Genomic DNA, 15,082 nt, shown 5'->3' with positions numbered 1-15,082 from the left:
ATATGAGTTCTGACTGGGACTAACCCTCGGTGGACATGTTGTTGAAGCGCGAGTAGTGGCCCTGGAAGGCCACGGTGATGGTCTTGGTCGGACCGGCACGGTGCTTCGCGATAATCACGTCAGCTTCGCCCGGACGGTTTTCCTTGTCGTAGACGTCATCACGGTGCAGCAAAATCACCATGTCGGCGTCCTGCTCAATCGAGCCCGATTCGCGCAGGTCCGAAACCATTGGCTTCTTGTCGGTACGCTGCTCGGAACCACGGTTCAGCTGCGACAGCGCAATCAACGGAACGTCGAGTTCCTTGGCGAGCAGCTTGAGGTTACGCGAAAACTCGGAAACTTCCTGCTGGCGCGATTCCACACGCTTGCCCGAGCTCATCAGCTGCAGGTAGTCCAGGATGATCATGCGCAGCTCGTTGCGCTGCTTGAGGCGACGGCACTTGGCACGGATTTCCATCATGGACATGTTCGGCGAATCATCAATGAACAACGGGGCTTCGTTCAGCCGGCCCATGGTCGTGGCGATCTTGGTCCACTGCGCGTCTTCCACCGAGCCCTTGCGCAGATCCTGGAGCTGGATGGATGCTTCGGCCGAGAGCAGGCGCATCGCAATTTCATTGCGGCCCATTTCCAAGGAGAAGAACACGGTGGCCATATTGTGCTTGATGGCAGCAGAACGGGCGAAGTCCAGCGCGAAGGTTGACTTGCCCACCGCAGGACGGGCGGCGATGATGATCATCTGGCCGCCCTTCAGGCCCTGGGTCAGCTCGTCGAATTCATAGAATCCGGTGGGCACACCGGTAATGCCATCGCCCGCGTTGGCCGCGTTCTCGATTTCATCAACGGTGTCTTCGATGATGTCCGAAAGGCGCACGTAGTCTTCACTGCTGCGGTTCTCGGCCACCTTGTAGACCTCTGCCTGGGCTTCGTTGACGATCGCATCAACTTCACCATCTGGAGAGTAGCCCATCTGGACAATACGCGTTCCGGCGTCAACCAATCGGCGCAGCACGGCGCGTTCGCGCACGATTTCTGCGTAGTACCCGGCGTTGGCTGCAGTTGGAACCTGCTGGATGAGATTGTGAAGGTAGGCGGCGCCACCAATGCGCGAGATCTCGCCGCGCTTGGTCAGCAAGTCGGCTACGGTGACCGCATCGGCTGGTTCGCCACGACCGTAGAGGTCGACAATCGCCTCGTAAATTGATTCGTGGGAGGGACGGTAGAAGTCGGTGCCGCGAATGGATTCAACGACGTCAGCAATGGCGTCCTTGGAGAGCATCATGCCACCGAGGACCGACATCTCGGCCTCGATATCCTGTGGCGGCTTGCGCCCTGCGTCGGAATCTCGTCCTTCGTAAACCGGCTCAGCACTCATTGCAGACACTTCCATCCCCTATTGACCCGCTGGGAAAAATTATCCTTGCCTCATGGCAACGCTTCATCGTGTCAGTCGATACGGACATTTGGATGTCAGGCGCCTGTGGATATTTCTCTCCCGAACCCAACACTAGGGCTGTTATTAACAGGCGTAAACCTCATTATCCACAGAATATGTGGATAACACTCCTCTACCTGTGGAGTTCCCTGTTCACAGTCTGGGGAGAACTCTGTGGATTACCCCACTCTACGTATCATTAATATCTGTTGACTTGGTTGTTTGTATTCGCACACCTGTGGACAGAAAATTAATTCATTGAAGCTCACGCCAACCGACCCAAGATTATCAACACCCTTAATCGCCCAGTTCCCGGGGTTTTTCACCCTTTGTACACATTTGCCCACGTCTTGTCCACAGTTTTGTGGATAACCTTGTGGATACTGGTGAATTTACAAAACCCTAAGTCACCGTGGATTAAATTCGCCAGCAAGGCCGGATCTTCCAGTAGTCCACAATCGGCTAGGGTTTCTGCGTTCGGGGGCGGTGGATAACTTAATGTGTGCAACGACTCGGCGGGCGAACCTGGATCAGCGACTGGGCTGCCGGCGCACTCTCGCCACTTCGCGTCCGCGACGCGCGGCAGTGAAGACGCCATAAAGCGCCGGTTTCATTTGTGATGCGCAGCCTTTGCATGGCTCGGAAGCCCCATCCGAGGGTTGCCGGCAATTCGCTGCCGCTCTGGTCCAGCGTGCAGCGAGGATCCATGAGCTATCTGCGCGGTTCTGTTCGACAGCCCAGGCGGGTGGCGGATATGGCGAGTTCAAGGTTTCTCGCGACAGATACTTTGATGACGAGGTTATCGCCAAATGCCTGGGGCAGCTGGCCCAAGAAGGCAGGCCATGAGATTGCCAGCCATCTTGCCACGTCTTCAGGGTGGCGTGAGAGAACGGGCATTGCCGGTGTCGAGGGCTGCGGGGAACGGCTCAACCCGCCTAACCGGAATTCAAAAAGCTCCGGCCAGATCGATGTTTTGATCTGGCCGGAGCTTTGGAAGATGCGAAGCGCTTATACGAGCTCAGGAATCGGCAGCGAATGGAACCGCGAATCATGGAAGATCTGTGGCGAGTGCTCGGAGGTGCGGTGCCCGTGGACTTCCATCAGGACTACCCAGTGATCCCCCGCTTCGACCTCGTTGTAGATCGAAGTCTCCAGCCACAACGTTGAGTCGTTGACGAAGAGCGCGCCCTGATCCGAGGAATAGGTATCGATTCCGCGGAACCGGTCGCCATTTTTCGAGGCAATCTGAGCGCAGACACCATCATTGCGTTCGCTCAGCACTGAGACGCCAATGCGGCCAGCTTCGCGCAGCTTTGGCCAAGTGTTCGAGGACTTCTGCACGGCGAACATCACCAGTGCAGGTTCGAGGGAAACTCCCACGGTAAACGATGAAGCGACAATTCCCGTCTTCACGCCATCCAGTTCTGCACAGAGGGCGGCTACCCCTGATGGATGCTGAGCGAAAACCTTGCGCAGGGTCAACGGGTCAAGTTCAAGATTCAATGACATGGCTCGATTCCTTTGGGTCTTGCCCACCGCGCAGTAGCCTGCAAGCATTGGCTTCTCGTTACTCGAAGCCGCTTGGGCTGAAGTTCCGCGCCGTGTGCGGTACTTGTTCCAGCACATTTTGCGTGGAACCGAATCCTCACCTGGAGCACCCCACTACCGTTGAGAGGGTTGCCGATCAGCAAGCCAGGGCTTATAACTGATGCTCTTGATTCTGTTTAAAACGATATGGCTCATGACGAACAGTCGTCAAACATTTCACTTCGCAAATCGCAATATTCGACGCAATATTCGATCCGAGGCCCCGCAGCAAGCCCTTGGGCAGTCTTTTATTCGCCAGATGCCGCGCTTCTTTGAACACCTCGGCCCCACGATCGCAGCAGGCTTTCGCCGATCTTGATTCGGCAGAACACCAACGCCTCCCCTGGGCTCGGGGCCCTGCCGCGAATTCCCTACCGCCCACCGTAATGAAACTTGGTTTCTCGGCATGACGCTGAGGTTCATGCCACTATTGGTCGTGGAGTGCGTTGAGTCACACTCCCGCTTATTGTTCTCCGTAACCACCGATGACGATTGAGGAATAGCCACACCATGGTAGAGATTCAGGCCAACCATTCAGAATTGACCCCACTGCGTTTCTTGGAACGCACAGCCGAGGCCTATCCGAAGAAGACCGCCGTAATCCATGGAACTCGCAGCTTCTCCTATGAAGAATTCGAAGCACGGGTGCACCGCTTTGCCCAGGCGCTGAAAGCACGCATTGAGCCAGGCGACCGCGTGGCCGTGCTGGCACCGAATACTCCCGAGATGCTCATGGCGCATTACGCCGTACCGCTGGCGGGCGGAGTACTCATTGCCCTGAACACCCGCCTCTCGGCCCACGAGCTGCAGTACATCGTTGATCATTCTGCCGCCAAGCTGATGCTTGCCGACACAGAGCTGCTGGAGAACACCAAGACTCTGCGCCAAGAGAACCCAACACTGGAGGCGCTCATCGAGATCACCGATGACCAGTTCGCCGGAGAGCGTCCCGAGGTAATAGTCGACGCCACCCTGGACGAACTGATCGCAGAAGCCGCGGATGAAAAGCTTCCCTACGCCATCGCTGACGAGCGGGCTCCGATCACCCTGAACTACACTTCGGGCACCACCGGCAAGCCGAAGGGCGTGCTCTACTCGCACCGCGGCAGCTACCTGAACTCGTTGGGCGAAGCGCACCACCAGGGCTTTACCGCCAAGACCCGCTATTTGTGGACCCTGCCGATGTTCCACTGCAACGGCTGGTGCACTCCATGGGCCGTCACCGCAGCGGGAGGAACGCACCTGTGCCTGCGCGGCGTGCGCGAAGATTCCGTTTGGGATGCCATCGAGGATCTTGGAACCACCCACTTGTGCGGCGCTCCGACCGTCTGCTCAATCATCGCCGACTCCACCCGCGCCCACCAGCTCGATGCTCCACTGCGCATCACCACCGCAGGTGCTCCCCCGTCCCCGGCAATCATCTCCAAGCTGCAGAAGCTGGGCATCGAGGTAGTCCATGTATATGGCCTCACCGAGGTATACGGACCGTACACGGTGTGCGAGTACCAGGATGAGTGGGATGCCCTCGATGGCCCGGACCGGGCCGCGAAGCTCGCCCGCCAAGGCGTTGGCATGATTACCGCCGAGTCCGCACGCATTGTTGACGAGAACATGAACGATGTCCCGGCGGATGGACAGACCATGGGCGAAATCGTGCTGCGCGGCAATAACGTCATGATCGGCTACTACCGCGATGAAGCGGCCACTACCCAAGCTTTCCATGGCGGCTGGTTCCACACCGGCGATCTGGGTGTCATGCACCCGGATGGCTACATCCAGGTGCGCGACCGGGCCAAGGACATCATCATTTCCGGCGGCGAGAACATCTCCACCATCGAGGTGGAGCAAGCCCTCGCCTCGCACCCAGAGGTGCTGGACCTGGCCGTCATCGGCATCGCGGACGAGAAATGGGGCGAGCGTCCGGTGGCATATGTCATCCGCGCCAGCGGATCCTCCCTGGACGCGCAAACGCTGATTGAATTCGCCCGCGAAAAGCTTGCCGGTTTCAAGGTGCCGCGCACCATCGTCTTCCCGCAGGATCTGCCGCGCACCTCCACTGGTAAGGTGCAGAAGAATGTCCTGCGCGCCCAGGCGCTCGAAGCCAGCACACCGAACTAGCCTGAGGATCACCAATTGGAAAACACTGCACCGCGGATTCCCAACAAGACCAGCCGCTTCACCGAAAGCATCGGACTGGAATTCGACGAAATCACGGCCACGGAAGTACGCGGCCACGCGCAGCTGGACGAGAACCACCACACCCCTTGGGGCGTGGTGCATGGCGGCGTTTACACCTCGATCATCGAGAGCGCAGGATCAGTGGGCGCCAGCTACGCGGTGGCCGAACGCGGGCAATTCGCCGTGGGCGTGCACAACGCCACCGACTTCCTGCGCCCTTCCACCGGAGCACGGGTTCAGGTAATCGCCACCGCGCTATTCCAAGGGCGCACCCAGCAGCTCTGGGAGGTCATCATCACCGATGAATCCACCGGCAAGCAGCTATCCCGCGGCCAGTTGCGCACCCAGAATGTGGATTTGCCTGAGAATCCGGCCTAGCTGGTTTTCACACCGCGAACACGGGCGTACGGTAGGTGGCATCTAACGCTCAAGCTCCAGGAGATTCGCCATGAGTGCGACCTATACCTTCGATGTGTTCAGCAGCCTCGATGGCTTCGGCAGCGCCGCCGGCGATTGGGGCGGCTACTGGGGAAAACAGGGGCCAGAGCTGTTAGCCCACCGCCTCGCGCTCTACACTCCGGCTTGCCGCATGGTTTTCGGGGCCAACACCTTCCGTCTCTTCAGCCGCTTCTGGGCAGAAATCGAGGCGAATCCCGAGGTTGAAGACGCGTGGGGTGTGGCCCTGCACGACAAGCCCGCCACCGTCATCTCCACCACCCTGGAAGAGCCGCTGTCCTGGCCAAACCCCACGCTGGAGCGCGCTGATGCACTGGAAGTCGTCGCACAGCTCAAGGAAGCTTCAGATGTGCCGCTGCGCTCCCACGGCTGCTTAGCGATGAACCATTCCCTGCTGGCGGCAGGTCTTGTGGACTTCATCCAGGTGACCATCTTCCCGGTACTGACCGGGCATAGCGGTTCTGCCCCGGTACTTGGCGGGGTCGATGACTACGATCTGGAACTTGTCGAGTCCAAGCTGCTGGACGGACGGATCCAGGAACTGACTTATCGCCCGACGCGCCATCAACCAGCCCATGGCATAGCAGCTCGATGAAGCGCATTCTGGGTACCTGCCTAGTGCTCGGCGCAGTGTTCCTCGCCGGATGCTCCGCGCCAACCCCGCCTTCAGCTCCAGCTACCGAATCGCAAGCTGTTCCAGCACCACTGGCCACCGGCTTGGACGCCCCATGGTCCATGGTTTACGCCCAAGACAGCCTGCTGGTCAGCGAACGCGATTCTGGGCGGATCGTGGAGATCTCAGGATCCGGACCAGGCCGCGAAGTGGCTCGGCTCGATGATCTGGTGGCGACCGGAGAAGGCGGACTGCTGGGCTTGGCCTTCCTCTCCCCAGACCAGCTTTTTGCGTATTCCACCGCTGAATCCGGCAACCGCATCCAGCGGTTCACGGTGCAAGGCAGCGCCAGGAATCTTTCACTGTCGGCCCCGCGCACCTTGATTGACGGGTTGCCCTCGGCCAGCATCCACAACGGCGGGCGGTTGGCCATCGGTCAGGACGGGATGCTCTATGCCACCGTGGGCGATGCGGGCAATCCCCAGCAAGCCCAGGACCTGCAGCAGCTGGGCGGAAAGATCCTGCGCATGGCACCTGACGGCAGCGTCCCGGACGACAACCCGTTCGAGAATTCCCTCGTCTACAGCTACGGGCACCGCAATGTGCAGGGCTTGGCGTGGGGTGCTGATGGCACCATGTTCGCCAGCGAGTTCGGGCAGAACACCTTCGACGAGCTGAACATCATCGAAGCCGGGGGAAACTACGGCTGGCCCGAAGCCGAGGGAAAAAGCGGCGGAAATCCGTCGTACACCGATCCGATTGCGCAGTGGTCCCCGTCCGAAGCCAGCCCCAGCGGCATCGCGATCCTCGATGGCACCCTCTACCTGGCGAATCTGCGCGGAGAAGTGCTGCGCGCGGTGGAACTGGACGAGCCGGCCACCGAGCATGAACTGCTCGATGGCCGGCTCGGCCGGCTACGCGACGTGCTAGTGGATCCTGACGGCGCACTGATGGTGCTGACCAACAATACCGACGGGCGCGGCCAGCCAGGGGCGGGCGATGACCGCATCCTGCGCATCGCGCCCCGTCTGGCCGGCGACTAGCTGGCCGGGCGCATGTCTCCGGTCTCCTGGAAGCGCTGGTGCCAGGACAGGGCCTCGCCCAGCAGATGCGGGGTGTGCTTGCCATAGCTTTCCTTGCACGCACGGTCGAAGTAGTCCTGCAGCATCGGGCGGTACTCCGGGTGGGCGCAGTTATCGATGACCAGCTGCGCACGCTGCTTTGGCGAGTGGCCGCGCAGGTCGGCCAGGCCCTGTTCGGTAATCAGGATCATGGTGTCGTGCTCGGTGTGGTCCACATGCGAAGCAAAAGGAACGATGCCCGAGATCTTGCCGCCCTTGGCGGTCGATGGGGACATGAACACCGACAGGTAGCCGTTGCGGGCGAAGTCGCCCGAGCCGCCGATGCCGTTCATCACGTGCGATCCCAGCACGTTGGTGGAATTCACGTTGCCGTAGATGTCGGCTTCGATCATGCCGTTCAGCGCAATGCAGCCCAGCCGGCGGATGATCTCCGGATGGTTCGAGATTTCCTGGGCGCGCAGCAGGATGCGCTCGCGGTAGTGGTCGACGTTGCGGTTGAATTCCTCGATGCCCTCCGAAGACAGCGAGAAGCTGGTGGCAGAGGCGAACTCGATGGTCCCGTCCTTGATCAGCTCCAGCATTCCGTCCTGGATGACCTCGGTATAGGCGGTCAGGCCCTTGTAGCCGCCACGGGCTAGGCCAGCGAGCACTGCGTTGGCGATATTGCCCACGCCCGACTGCAGCGGGAGCAGCTTCTCGGACAGGCGTCCGGCACGGATCTCGGAATCCAGGAAGGTCAGCAGGTGATCGGCGATCTTCTCGCTGGTCTCGTCCACCGGGGCGAAGGGGCTCAGGCGGTCTGGCGCGTCGGTTTCCACGACGGCGACGATCTTGTTGACGTCGACGTCCATGTACTGCTGGCCGATGCGGTCACGCACGGTTCTCAGGTCGATCGGCTTGCGGTGCGGAGGCAGTGCGGTGCCGTAGTAGACATCGTGCATGCCCTCCATGGCCGCAGATTGCTGGGAATTGACCTCGATGATGATCTTGTCGGCCATCTCCAGCCAGGTCTTGTTGTTGCCCACCGAGCTGGAAGGGATCAAGTCGCCCTCGGCGGTGACGCCGACAACTTCGACGATGGCCAAGTCGATCTTGCCGTAGAAGCCGAACCAGGCGTGCTGGGCGACATGGGACAGGTGGATGTCCATGTATTCCATGTTGCCCTCGTTGATGCGGCGGCGCAGCTCGGGGTCGGACATGTACGGCAGGCGCAGGTTCATGCCTTCGGCCTTGGCCAGCACGCCATCAAGCTCAGGGGCGGTGGAAGCGCCGGTAAGCACGTTGATCTTGAAGTCCTTGCCCGCAGCGTGCTGGCGCTCCATCTGCGCTGCCAGTGCCCCGGGCACGGCCTTCGGGTATCCTGCACCGGTAAAGCCGCTCATGGCGACAGTCATGCCTGGCTTAATGAACTCTGCAGCTTGCTCGGCGCTCATCAAGCGATCAGCAAAGGCCCGGTGGTGAATACGTTCGTGCAAAATAACCCCTTCAGAACTTCCTTGTGACACAGGTCTATAACCCGCGTCTCACCGGAATACTTTAGCTGGTCGGCACAGTGATTCAGGCCTCGCTGTGCGCTCCTGAGCGATGGGTGGCATATTTATCGATGAGGTGCGCTCTATTTGCGCTGACCGGTCGGTCAGGAATGGCAGCTTGGCAGCGACCGCCGGGAGCTCGATCGCTAGCCAAGTTCGGCGTGCGTGCCCTCGCGGATCGCTTTCACTTGCAGGCGGGCGCCCATGGCTTCTGCGTAGCGGCGCAGGGTGGCCAGCTGGACTCGATCAAGGTCCCCGGTCTCCATGCGGGCGATGCGGTCCACGCTCAGCTTCAGCACGGTGGCAAGTTCTACTTGGCTCAGTTCTGCCTCTTCGCGCAGGGCACGCAACGACAGGCGCCGGGACTCGCTTTGCACACGGAGCTGATGCTCTGCCACAGCTTCGCGTTGCGCCTCGGTCAATACTTCAGGATCCGCATACGCAAAACCCATTTGTTCCACCGCTTCTCTCGATCGTGCTGGCTTTGGACGTACTCATCTTCGAGGCTATTGCTGCAAATTGGCCAAGCCAATGATTATGACGCATTGGACGCAAGACGATCTGGTGAAATGTTAGCCACTTCTAAGTGACCATGACCAGTTCCGGCTCGGAATTGAATCGCCGGATGCTGCTAAGCCAAGATCATCCGAACGAAGGATAGAAATGCACCTATGTAGGATTCATACTTAAGTCATGTCACAGAGCAGAGTACTTCCACAGGTGAAGCGTTCCATGCTTCCGGTCGTTCTTCTAAGCTTCCTGGCAGAAAAACCCGAACACGGATACTCCATGCTGGCTAAGCTCGAAGAGCTCGGAGTACCCGGCATCAAGAGCGGGACTTTATACCCACTGCTTCGAACCATGGAAGAGTCCGGGGACATCGTCTCCGACTGGCAAATCACCGCTCGCGGACCCGCACGCAAAATCTTCGAAATCACCAAGCAGGGTCATCAGACCTTGAAATCAGTCAAAAACTGGTTAGAACAGTTCAACTAGGAGCCTTCCATGGAAAGTAACCTCAAAACCTACATCGACGAACTGCGCTACAGCCTTTCACTACGAAACGTGGATACGGCCACCATCCGCGATATAGCCAGAGAGGTCGAGTCCGAAGCCACCAGCTACGAAGACGCGACAGCCAACTTTGGATCTCCTGCAGAATATGCGGAGTCCTTTCCCGCAACAGCATCTCCAAAGAGCCACTCTGCCTTCATTCTCGTAGGCGTGGCCTTAGGTTTTCTTTGGGCTTTGCTGGCGATATTCCTACGGGATCGCGAAACAATGGTTTTCTCCGGATGGGCGATCACCTGGTTACCTGCATTCGGATTTGTCGTGGCAGGAATCATCACAGATTTCTCTCGTTCGCTGATGCGGTCTCGCGCCAGCCGGTAAGCGGCGAAAGCCTGAATAAACTCAAGATTCTGAATTGGCTTTGAGCCTATTCGAAGGTGGAACTTGCTATTCGTTGACTCGGAGGCCCAAAGAAATCCGGGTTAACGCCAAGAGGTGGCGTGCTCTCCTTGCGGAGTGCACGCCACCTCTTGGACAGAAGCTGAGTCTAGAAGACTTACTTCTTGGCAGCAGCTACAACCTGCAGGCGCAGGTTTGCAAGAACGTCAGCGTGAACGCGAACGGTTGCGGTGTAGTTGCCAGTCGACTTGATCTGGTCGTTGACCTCGATGTTGCGCTTGTCGATCTTACCCAGACCGGCAGCCTCTACGGCAGCAGCAATTTCGGTGGTCTTAACGGTGCCGAACAGGCGACCGTTCGAGCCAGCCTTCATGGTGATCTTCACCGGCTGGGACTTCAGCTTAGCTGCAAGTGCCTGAGCATCCTCAAGGTTTGCAACGGCGCGAGCAGCACGTGCAGCCTTGATCGACTCCACCTGCTTCTCACCGCCCTGGGTCCAGACGATTGCGAAGCCGCGTGGCAGCAGGTAGTTACGGGCGTAGCCGTTCTTTACCTCGACAATATCGCCAGCAGCACCGAGACCGGATACTTCGTGAGTCAGAATGATCTTTGCCATTTTGCTATCCCTCTTCCTTAGCCGCGGCCAGCGCCGGAGTAAGGCAACAGGGCTACTTCACGTGCGTTCTTGATTGCCTGTGCGATCTTGCGCTGTTCCTGAACGGAAACGCCAGTTACACGACGAGCGCGGATCTTACCGCGGTCGGAGATGAACTTGCGCAGCAGTGCGGTGTCCTTGTAGTCGATGACAGTGATGTCAGCGGCCTTCAATGGGTTGGACTTTGGTTTGGGCTTACGGATTTCAGCCTTAGCCATCGTGGAGCTCCTTAGCTTTGGAGCCCGCAGAGTGATCTGCGGGATGGTGAATAAATATTGTTTAGAAAGGCGGTTCGTCTGCGCCCGGGTTGCCCCAGCCGCCACCGTTGTTTCCGCCGGTGCTCCATGGGTCTGCGGCTGGAGCATTCCATCCGCCACCCTGCTGAGGCTGCTGCTGACGCGGCGCCTGAGCTGGTGCACTTTGCTGCGGTGCGTTGGAGAAACCTCCACCACCGTTGCCGAAGCCACCGTTGCCACCGCCGGAGCGCTGGGTACGGGTGACCTTGGCGGACGCGAAACGGAGCGATGGGCCGATTTCATCGACTTCAAGCTCCATGACGGTGCGACGTTCGCCTTCCTTGGTGTCGTAAGAACGTGAACGCAGGCGACCCTGGGCGATGACACGCATGCCCTTGGTCAGCGTTTCAGCAACGTTCTCTGCAGCTTCGCGCCACACCGATGCGCGCAAGAACAGGGCTTCCCCGTCCTTCCACTCATTGGACTGGCGGTCAAAGGTGCGAGGAGTCGAAGCGATCGTAAAGTTCGCTACGGCTGAACCGGACGGCGTAAAACGCAGCTCCGGATCGGCAGTCAGGTTTCCGATAACGGTAATAACAGTCTCGCCTGCCATTGACTCTCCTTAAAAAGATTGAACGTTAATTCCTACGACGGAAGGTTGCGCGTAATTAAACGCGTGCCTCTTCCGGACGGGTGACCTTGTGGCGCAGGATCAGTTCGTTGATCTTGAGCTGGCGCTCAAGCTCAGCGGAAGCTGCTGGCTCTGCGGTGTAGTTCACCACTACGTAAGTGGCTTCTGCCTTCTTCTTGATCTCGTAGGACATCTTGCGACGACCCCAGACATCAACCTTTTCGATAGTGCCACCGTTGGAGCGGACAACCTCGAGGTACTTCTCGATGGTTGGCTCTACGGTGCGGTCATCGACCTCTGGATCAATGAGGACCATAAGTTCATAAGCACGCATGTGAACCCACCTCCTTTGGGCTAAACGGTCGCGGTATTTCCGCAACAGGAGGTTCTTGCGTTATCTGTGCACCAGACGCCCAACTTTCGGGCATGCAGTGGCACAGACCTTCCAATCCTACCCGAGAGACCCGAACTTGCATAAGCCTTGGTGTCCTAAATCATGCTGGGCTACTCGGAATCCAAGGCAGCCTCGATCCTTTCGCCAAAGATCGGGGCCAAGGTGCGCATGTAGGTATCGCTGATGTGGTGCTTGTCCCGGTAGACCAAGACATTCCCCACCACTGCCGGGCAGGTTCCATCCATGCAGAAGTAATCGCTGAAGTCGAGCACTTCGACGCGCGGCTCCAGTTCGGCGGCCTGCTTGGTGGCATCGCCCACTTCATAGGCTCCCTTTTCCGGGAAGGCGCACTTATCCGGGTCCTGCACGTTTTCTTCCACGCAGTCGCGCGCATAGGAATCCTGTGGCGGCCGCGGGGTGTCCACAATGGCGTAGACCGGCAGGCCCGCGTCTTCAAGGGCGGACCACGTCGAAGCCAGCCCCTGTGCCGCGTCAGTGGTAAAGGTGGCCCCTCCCCAATTCGAGGTGATCACCGCGTTGATGTCATCGCGCGCAGCCAGAGCTTCCATGGTCTGATCGATGGCTTCTTCGCAGTTGATGCTGCCATCCCGATCCGCCTTGCGCTGGGCCTCGGAGAACGGGCAGGAATTCTTGAGATAGGTCACCACTTTCCAGCCCTTGCTTTGGGCGTATCGGCTGACGGCCTCGAACCAGTGGGCTGCATGGGAATCACCCACCAGGGCCACGGTGTAGCTGGCGTCCTCGCTGCCAAATTCGCATTCCTTGATCTGGGTGGATTTCGGTTCTTGGACACAATCTCCCAGTTCGGGCTGGTCCTCGGCGGCCGTCGCAGGAAGCGGGACGACCTGGCGATGGCCGGAAAGGTACGCAGGTGCGCCCTGGCCCACGGAGGCCGCGCCAAAACCAGCTGGCGGGTTTTGCATCATCGCGCCCAGCTCACGCTGCTCCTGGCCCACAAGATGCTGCTGCATGGCACCTGGCAATAGCGCGATGGACGCGGCCAGCCCGACCATCGCCGCCCCTGCAATCAAGGAGCGGGCAGGAGAACCGGCTATGGGGCGGAAGTGGCGCATGGGAGTTTCGACCCACTTCAAGCTGGCCCAAGCCAAGAGCAGGGACCCGGCCAGCAAGGCCAGCGACTGCAATGGGTCCGGGTTGCCCCCGGCCAGTTCGATGAAGAATACGATCAGTGGCCAGTGCCACAGATACAGCGAATACGAGGCGAGGCCGACCCATTGAACGGGAGCCCAGTTCACCAGCGGGTGCAGGGAACCAGGTCCTCGCGTACTGCCCGCGGCAATCACCACGGCGCAGCCAAGAACCGGGAGGGCCGCCGCAATCCCCGGGAAGACTGTTGTGGCGTTGTAGCTGAATGCCGCGAAGCAGATCGCCGCCAAAGCCACGAGTACGGCAAGGTTTCTGAACTGCCAGCTGGTTGCCCACGGTGGAAGCTTCAAGGCGCCGTTGGCGTGCGCCTGGACTGCCAAGGCCAGCAGTCCGCCGACGGCCAGTTCCCAAATGCGGGTGGTGGTGATGAAGTATCCGGCGCTATTACCTGAGTAACCGGCATAGGCCGAGTATCCCAGCGACAAAAGTGCGGTGGCTGAGAAAATGATCCAGAGCATGCGGCGCCGCGGGGCAAATCCATCGCCACTGCTAGCGTCCGCATTCGGTTTGGCCAACAGGCACACGGCCAAAACCAGCAACGGCCAGAAAAGGTAGAACTGCTCCTCCACGCCCAAGGACCAGAAGTGCTGCAACGGCCCGGGTGCTTGATCCGAAGCGAGGTAGTCGACGGAGTCGGCGGCGAGAACCCAGTTCTGCACCGAGAAGGCAGAGGCGATGGCCTGGGTGCCCAAGGCACCCCACTGGGTTTTGGGAAAGATCAGCAGGCTTGCCACGACAACTACCAGGATCACCAGCATGGCAGCCGGGAGGATTCTTCGCGCTCGGCCGGCAAAGAAGGCTGCGAGGCTGACCCGGCCGGTGCGTTCGGCTTCACGCAGCAGGTGCGAGGTAATCAGGAAGCCCGAGATGACGAAGAAGATGTCAACCCCGATATAACCGCCTGGAACTGCGGATGGCTCAAGATGATAGGCGACGACCAGCAGAACCGCCAAGGCGCGGAGCGCTTGGATCTCCGGGCGGAAATTCTTGACCTGCAGGGAATTCGAACTCATAGTCTTTGATCAGACCAGCAGGGGGTAAACAGCAGGTTATCAATGGGCAACAGTCGGTCTAACGACCCGTGGGAACCTCATGGGCGGTGCCTGGGTTTGCGCTTCGCAGCATGGACCTAGCCCAGCAGTTTCCGATTTGCCGTGGACAGCGGGTATTTGGCGTCGAGTTTGGCATCCAGGCTCAGACGGAAAGCAGCCTCAAGCAGCAGCTGCCCGACGCCCCAGTACACCGGGATCAGCAACCAGATGTACCACCCAAAGTTGCCGGTGGTAGCCAAGATGACCGTGCCGAAAGTGACCAGGATGCCCAGCCCGCGGAACACGGCCAGGATCCCCTTGGTTGCCGAATCCCGACGATCTTGATCTGCTTGGGCCCGCGCTTCAAGCCCATCCACGGCCTCGGAGAACTTCGGAGTCTGGACGCTTTTGAACAGGTCTCCAACCGGCACCTCCAAGGCCTTGGCGACCAGTGAGATAGTCTCCAAGCTCGCATCATTTCCGGCTTCGAGCCGTTGGACCGTTCTGACAGTGATGCCGCTTTCTGCGGCTAGACGTTCTTGCGTCCAGCCCCTGGCGCGGCGAAGCTCTGCAATCCGTGATTCATTCATGCCACTTACGCTAGCCAATGGCGCCCCGAAAGCACCACGACATCGACGTGACAGTTACCCGACT

The 15,082-nt window shown here is 59.4% G+C and carries 16 protein-coding genes and 1 riboswitch; of the genes, 6 read left to right on the top strand and 10 right to left on the bottom strand.

The window, feature by feature from the left end:
* Positions 1–19 precede the first annotated feature (19 nt).
* Complete coding sequence (gene dnaB, locus CQ012_RS11480) at positions 20–1,375, bottom strand: replicative DNA helicase (RefSeq protein ID WP_105656572.1); 1,356 nt, start codon at positions 1,373–1,375, stop codon at positions 20–22.
* Positions 1,376–2,443: 1,068 nt separating this feature from the next.
* Positions 2,444–2,944, bottom strand: a complete 501-nt coding sequence (locus tag CQ012_RS11475) for a flavin reductase family protein (protein ID WP_105656581.1) — start codon at positions 2,942–2,944, stop codon at positions 2,444–2,446.
* A gap of 94 nt (positions 2,945–3,038) precedes the next feature.
* Positions 3,039–3,155, bottom strand: a riboswitch (SAM riboswitch).
* Between the two features lie 377 nt (positions 3,156–3,532).
* On the opposite strand from CQ012_RS11475, the gene CQ012_RS11470 reads away from it, so the two are divergent.
* From CQ012_RS11470 to CQ012_RS11455, 4 genes are all read left to right on the top strand, one after another.
* The gene (locus CQ012_RS11470; protein WP_105662219.1) at positions 3,533–5,140 is read left to right on the top strand and encodes an AMP-binding protein; all 1,608 of its coding nucleotides are present in this window, start codon (positions 3,533–3,535) and stop codon (positions 5,138–5,140) included.
* A 15-nt stretch (positions 5,141–5,155) separates the two neighbouring features.
* Positions 5,156–5,578 (top strand): PaaI family thioesterase, encoded by a 423-nt coding sequence (locus CQ012_RS11465; RefSeq protein ID WP_105656583.1) that lies wholly within the window; start codon positions 5,156–5,158, stop codon positions 5,576–5,578.
* 70 nt (positions 5,579–5,648) lie between these two features.
* The gene (locus tag CQ012_RS11460) at positions 5,649–6,251 is read left to right on the top strand and encodes a dihydrofolate reductase family protein (RefSeq protein ID WP_105662218.1); all 603 of its coding nucleotides are present in this window, start codon (positions 5,649–5,651) and stop codon (positions 6,249–6,251) included.
* On the top strand, positions 6,248–7,312 hold the full coding sequence (locus CQ012_RS11455; RefSeq protein WP_105662217.1) for a PQQ-dependent sugar dehydrogenase: 1,065 nt from the start codon (positions 6,248–6,250) through the stop codon (positions 7,310–7,312). The genes CQ012_RS11460 and CQ012_RS11455 overlap by 4 nt, the downstream gene beginning before the upstream one ends.
* Here CQ012_RS11455 and scpC read toward each other — a convergent pair.
* Together scpC and CQ012_RS11445 are read right to left on the bottom strand one after the other, a co-directional pair.
* Positions 7,309–8,826, bottom strand: a complete 1,518-nt coding sequence (scpC, locus tag CQ012_RS11450) for a succinyl-CoA:acetate CoA-transferase ScpC (protein WP_181149065.1) — start codon at positions 8,824–8,826, stop codon at positions 7,309–7,311. The two genes, CQ012_RS11455 and scpC, sit on opposite strands and share 4 nt — an antisense overlap.
* Before the next feature lie 203 nt (positions 8,827–9,029).
* A complete protein-coding gene (locus tag CQ012_RS11445; protein ID WP_105662216.1) occupies positions 9,030–9,335 on the bottom strand; it encodes a helix-turn-helix domain-containing protein in 306 nt (101 codons plus the stop codon).
* Positions 9,336–9,576: 241 nt separating this feature from the next.
* Here CQ012_RS11445 and CQ012_RS11440 point away from each other — a divergent pair, with 241 nt between their 5' ends.
* Positions 9,577–9,879 (top strand): PadR family transcriptional regulator, encoded by a 303-nt coding sequence (locus tag CQ012_RS11440; protein WP_105656586.1) that lies wholly within the window; start codon positions 9,577–9,579, stop codon positions 9,877–9,879.
* 9 nt (positions 9,880–9,888) lie between these two features.
* Entirely contained in the window at positions 9,889–10,275 is a 387-nt protein-coding gene (locus tag CQ012_RS11435) for a hypothetical protein (RefSeq protein ID WP_105662215.1), read from the top strand.
* Positions 10,276–10,450: 175 nt separating this feature from the next.
* On the opposite strand, the gene rplI is transcribed toward CQ012_RS11435, so the two are convergent.
* The 6 genes from rplI to CQ012_RS11405 all read right to left on the bottom strand — a co-directional run bounded on the left by rplI (position 10,451) and on the right by CQ012_RS11405 (position 15,018).
* Positions 10,451–10,909 carry a 50S ribosomal protein L9 gene (gene rplI / locus CQ012_RS11430; protein ID WP_105656588.1) on the bottom strand — a complete coding sequence of 153 codons (459 nt, stop codon included), beginning with the start codon at positions 10,907–10,909 and terminating at the stop codon, positions 10,451–10,453.
* Between the two features lie 17 nt (positions 10,910–10,926).
* On the bottom strand, positions 10,927–11,166 hold the full coding sequence (gene rpsR, locus CQ012_RS11425) for a 30S ribosomal protein S18 (protein ID WP_013350683.1): 240 nt from the start codon (positions 11,164–11,166) through the stop codon (positions 10,927–10,929).
* Positions 11,167–11,227: 61 nt separating this feature from the next.
* Positions 11,228–11,797 carry a single-stranded DNA-binding protein gene (locus tag CQ012_RS11420; RefSeq protein ID WP_013350684.1) on the bottom strand — a complete coding sequence of 190 codons (570 nt, stop codon included), beginning with the start codon at positions 11,795–11,797 and terminating at the stop codon, positions 11,228–11,230.
* Positions 11,798–11,852: 55 nt separating this feature from the next.
* The gene (gene rpsF / locus CQ012_RS11415; protein WP_060703203.1) at positions 11,853–12,149 is read right to left on the bottom strand and encodes a 30S ribosomal protein S6; all 297 of its coding nucleotides are present in this window, start codon (positions 12,147–12,149) and stop codon (positions 11,853–11,855) included.
* 170 nt (positions 12,150–12,319) lie between these two features.
* Positions 12,320–14,410, bottom strand: a complete 2,091-nt coding sequence (locus CQ012_RS11410; RefSeq protein ID WP_105662214.1) for an acyltransferase family protein — start codon at positions 14,408–14,410, stop codon at positions 12,320–12,322.
* A gap of 116 nt (positions 14,411–14,526) precedes the next feature.
* Entirely contained in the window at positions 14,527–15,018 is a 492-nt protein-coding gene (locus tag CQ012_RS11405) for a helix-turn-helix domain-containing protein (RefSeq protein ID WP_105662213.1), read from the bottom strand.
* Positions 15,019–15,082: the final 64 nt, after the last annotated feature.

Source organism: Arthrobacter sp. MYb214, assembly GCF_002979865.1.
Lineage (GTDB): Bacteria > Actinomycetota > Actinomycetes > Actinomycetales > Micrococcaceae > Glutamicibacter.
Note: the sequence above shows the minus strand (reverse complement) of the source record. Positions and strands in the feature narration are given on the sequence as shown.

Bases quoted from the DNA above. Each gene is read 5' to 3' on its own strand.
- rpsR (WP_013350683.1), bottom strand. From the start codon at position 11,166: ATGGCTAAGGCTGAAATCCGTAAGCCCAAACCAAAGTCCAACCCATTG.
- CQ012_RS11475 (WP_105656581.1), bottom strand. From the start codon at position 2,944: ATGTCATTGAATCTTGAACTTGACCCGTTGACCCTGCGCAAGGTTTTC.
- CQ012_RS11455 (WP_105662217.1), top strand. From the start codon at position 6,248: ATGAAGCGCATTCTGGGTACCTGCCTAGTGCTCGGCGCAGTGTTCCTC.
- CQ012_RS11410 (WP_105662214.1), bottom strand. From the start codon at position 14,410: ATGAGTTCGAATTCCCTGCAGGTCAAGAATTTCCGCCCGGAGATCCAA.
- CQ012_RS11435 (WP_105662215.1), top strand. From the start codon at position 9,889: ATGGAAAGTAACCTCAAAACCTACATCGACGAACTGCGCTACAGCCTT.
- CQ012_RS11440 (WP_105656586.1), top strand. From the start codon at position 9,577: ATGTCACAGAGCAGAGTACTTCCACAGGTGAAGCGTTCCATGCTTCCG.
- CQ012_RS11460 (WP_105662218.1), top strand. From the start codon at position 5,649: ATGAGTGCGACCTATACCTTCGATGTGTTCAGCAGCCTCGATGGCTTC.
- dnaB (WP_105656572.1), bottom strand. From the start codon at position 1,375: ATGAGTGCTGAGCCGGTTTACGAAGGACGAGATTCCGACGCAGGGCGC.
- rpsF (WP_060703203.1), bottom strand. From the start codon at position 12,149: ATGCGTGCTTATGAACTTATGGTCCTCATTGATCCAGAGGTCGATGAC.
- CQ012_RS11445 (WP_105662216.1), bottom strand. From the start codon at position 9,335: ATGGGTTTTGCGTATGCGGATCCTGAAGTATTGACCGAGGCGCAACGC.
- CQ012_RS11405 (WP_105662213.1), bottom strand. From the start codon at position 15,018: ATGAATGAATCACGGATTGCAGAGCTTCGCCGCGCCAGGGGCTGGACG.
- rplI (WP_105656588.1), bottom strand. From the start codon at position 10,909: ATGGCAAAGATCATTCTGACTCACGAAGTATCCGGTCTCGGTGCTGCT.
- CQ012_RS11420 (WP_013350684.1), bottom strand. From the start codon at position 11,797: ATGGCAGGCGAGACTGTTATTACCGTTATCGGAAACCTGACTGCCGAT.
- CQ012_RS11470 (WP_105662219.1), top strand. From the start codon at position 3,533: ATGGTAGAGATTCAGGCCAACCATTCAGAATTGACCCCACTGCGTTTC.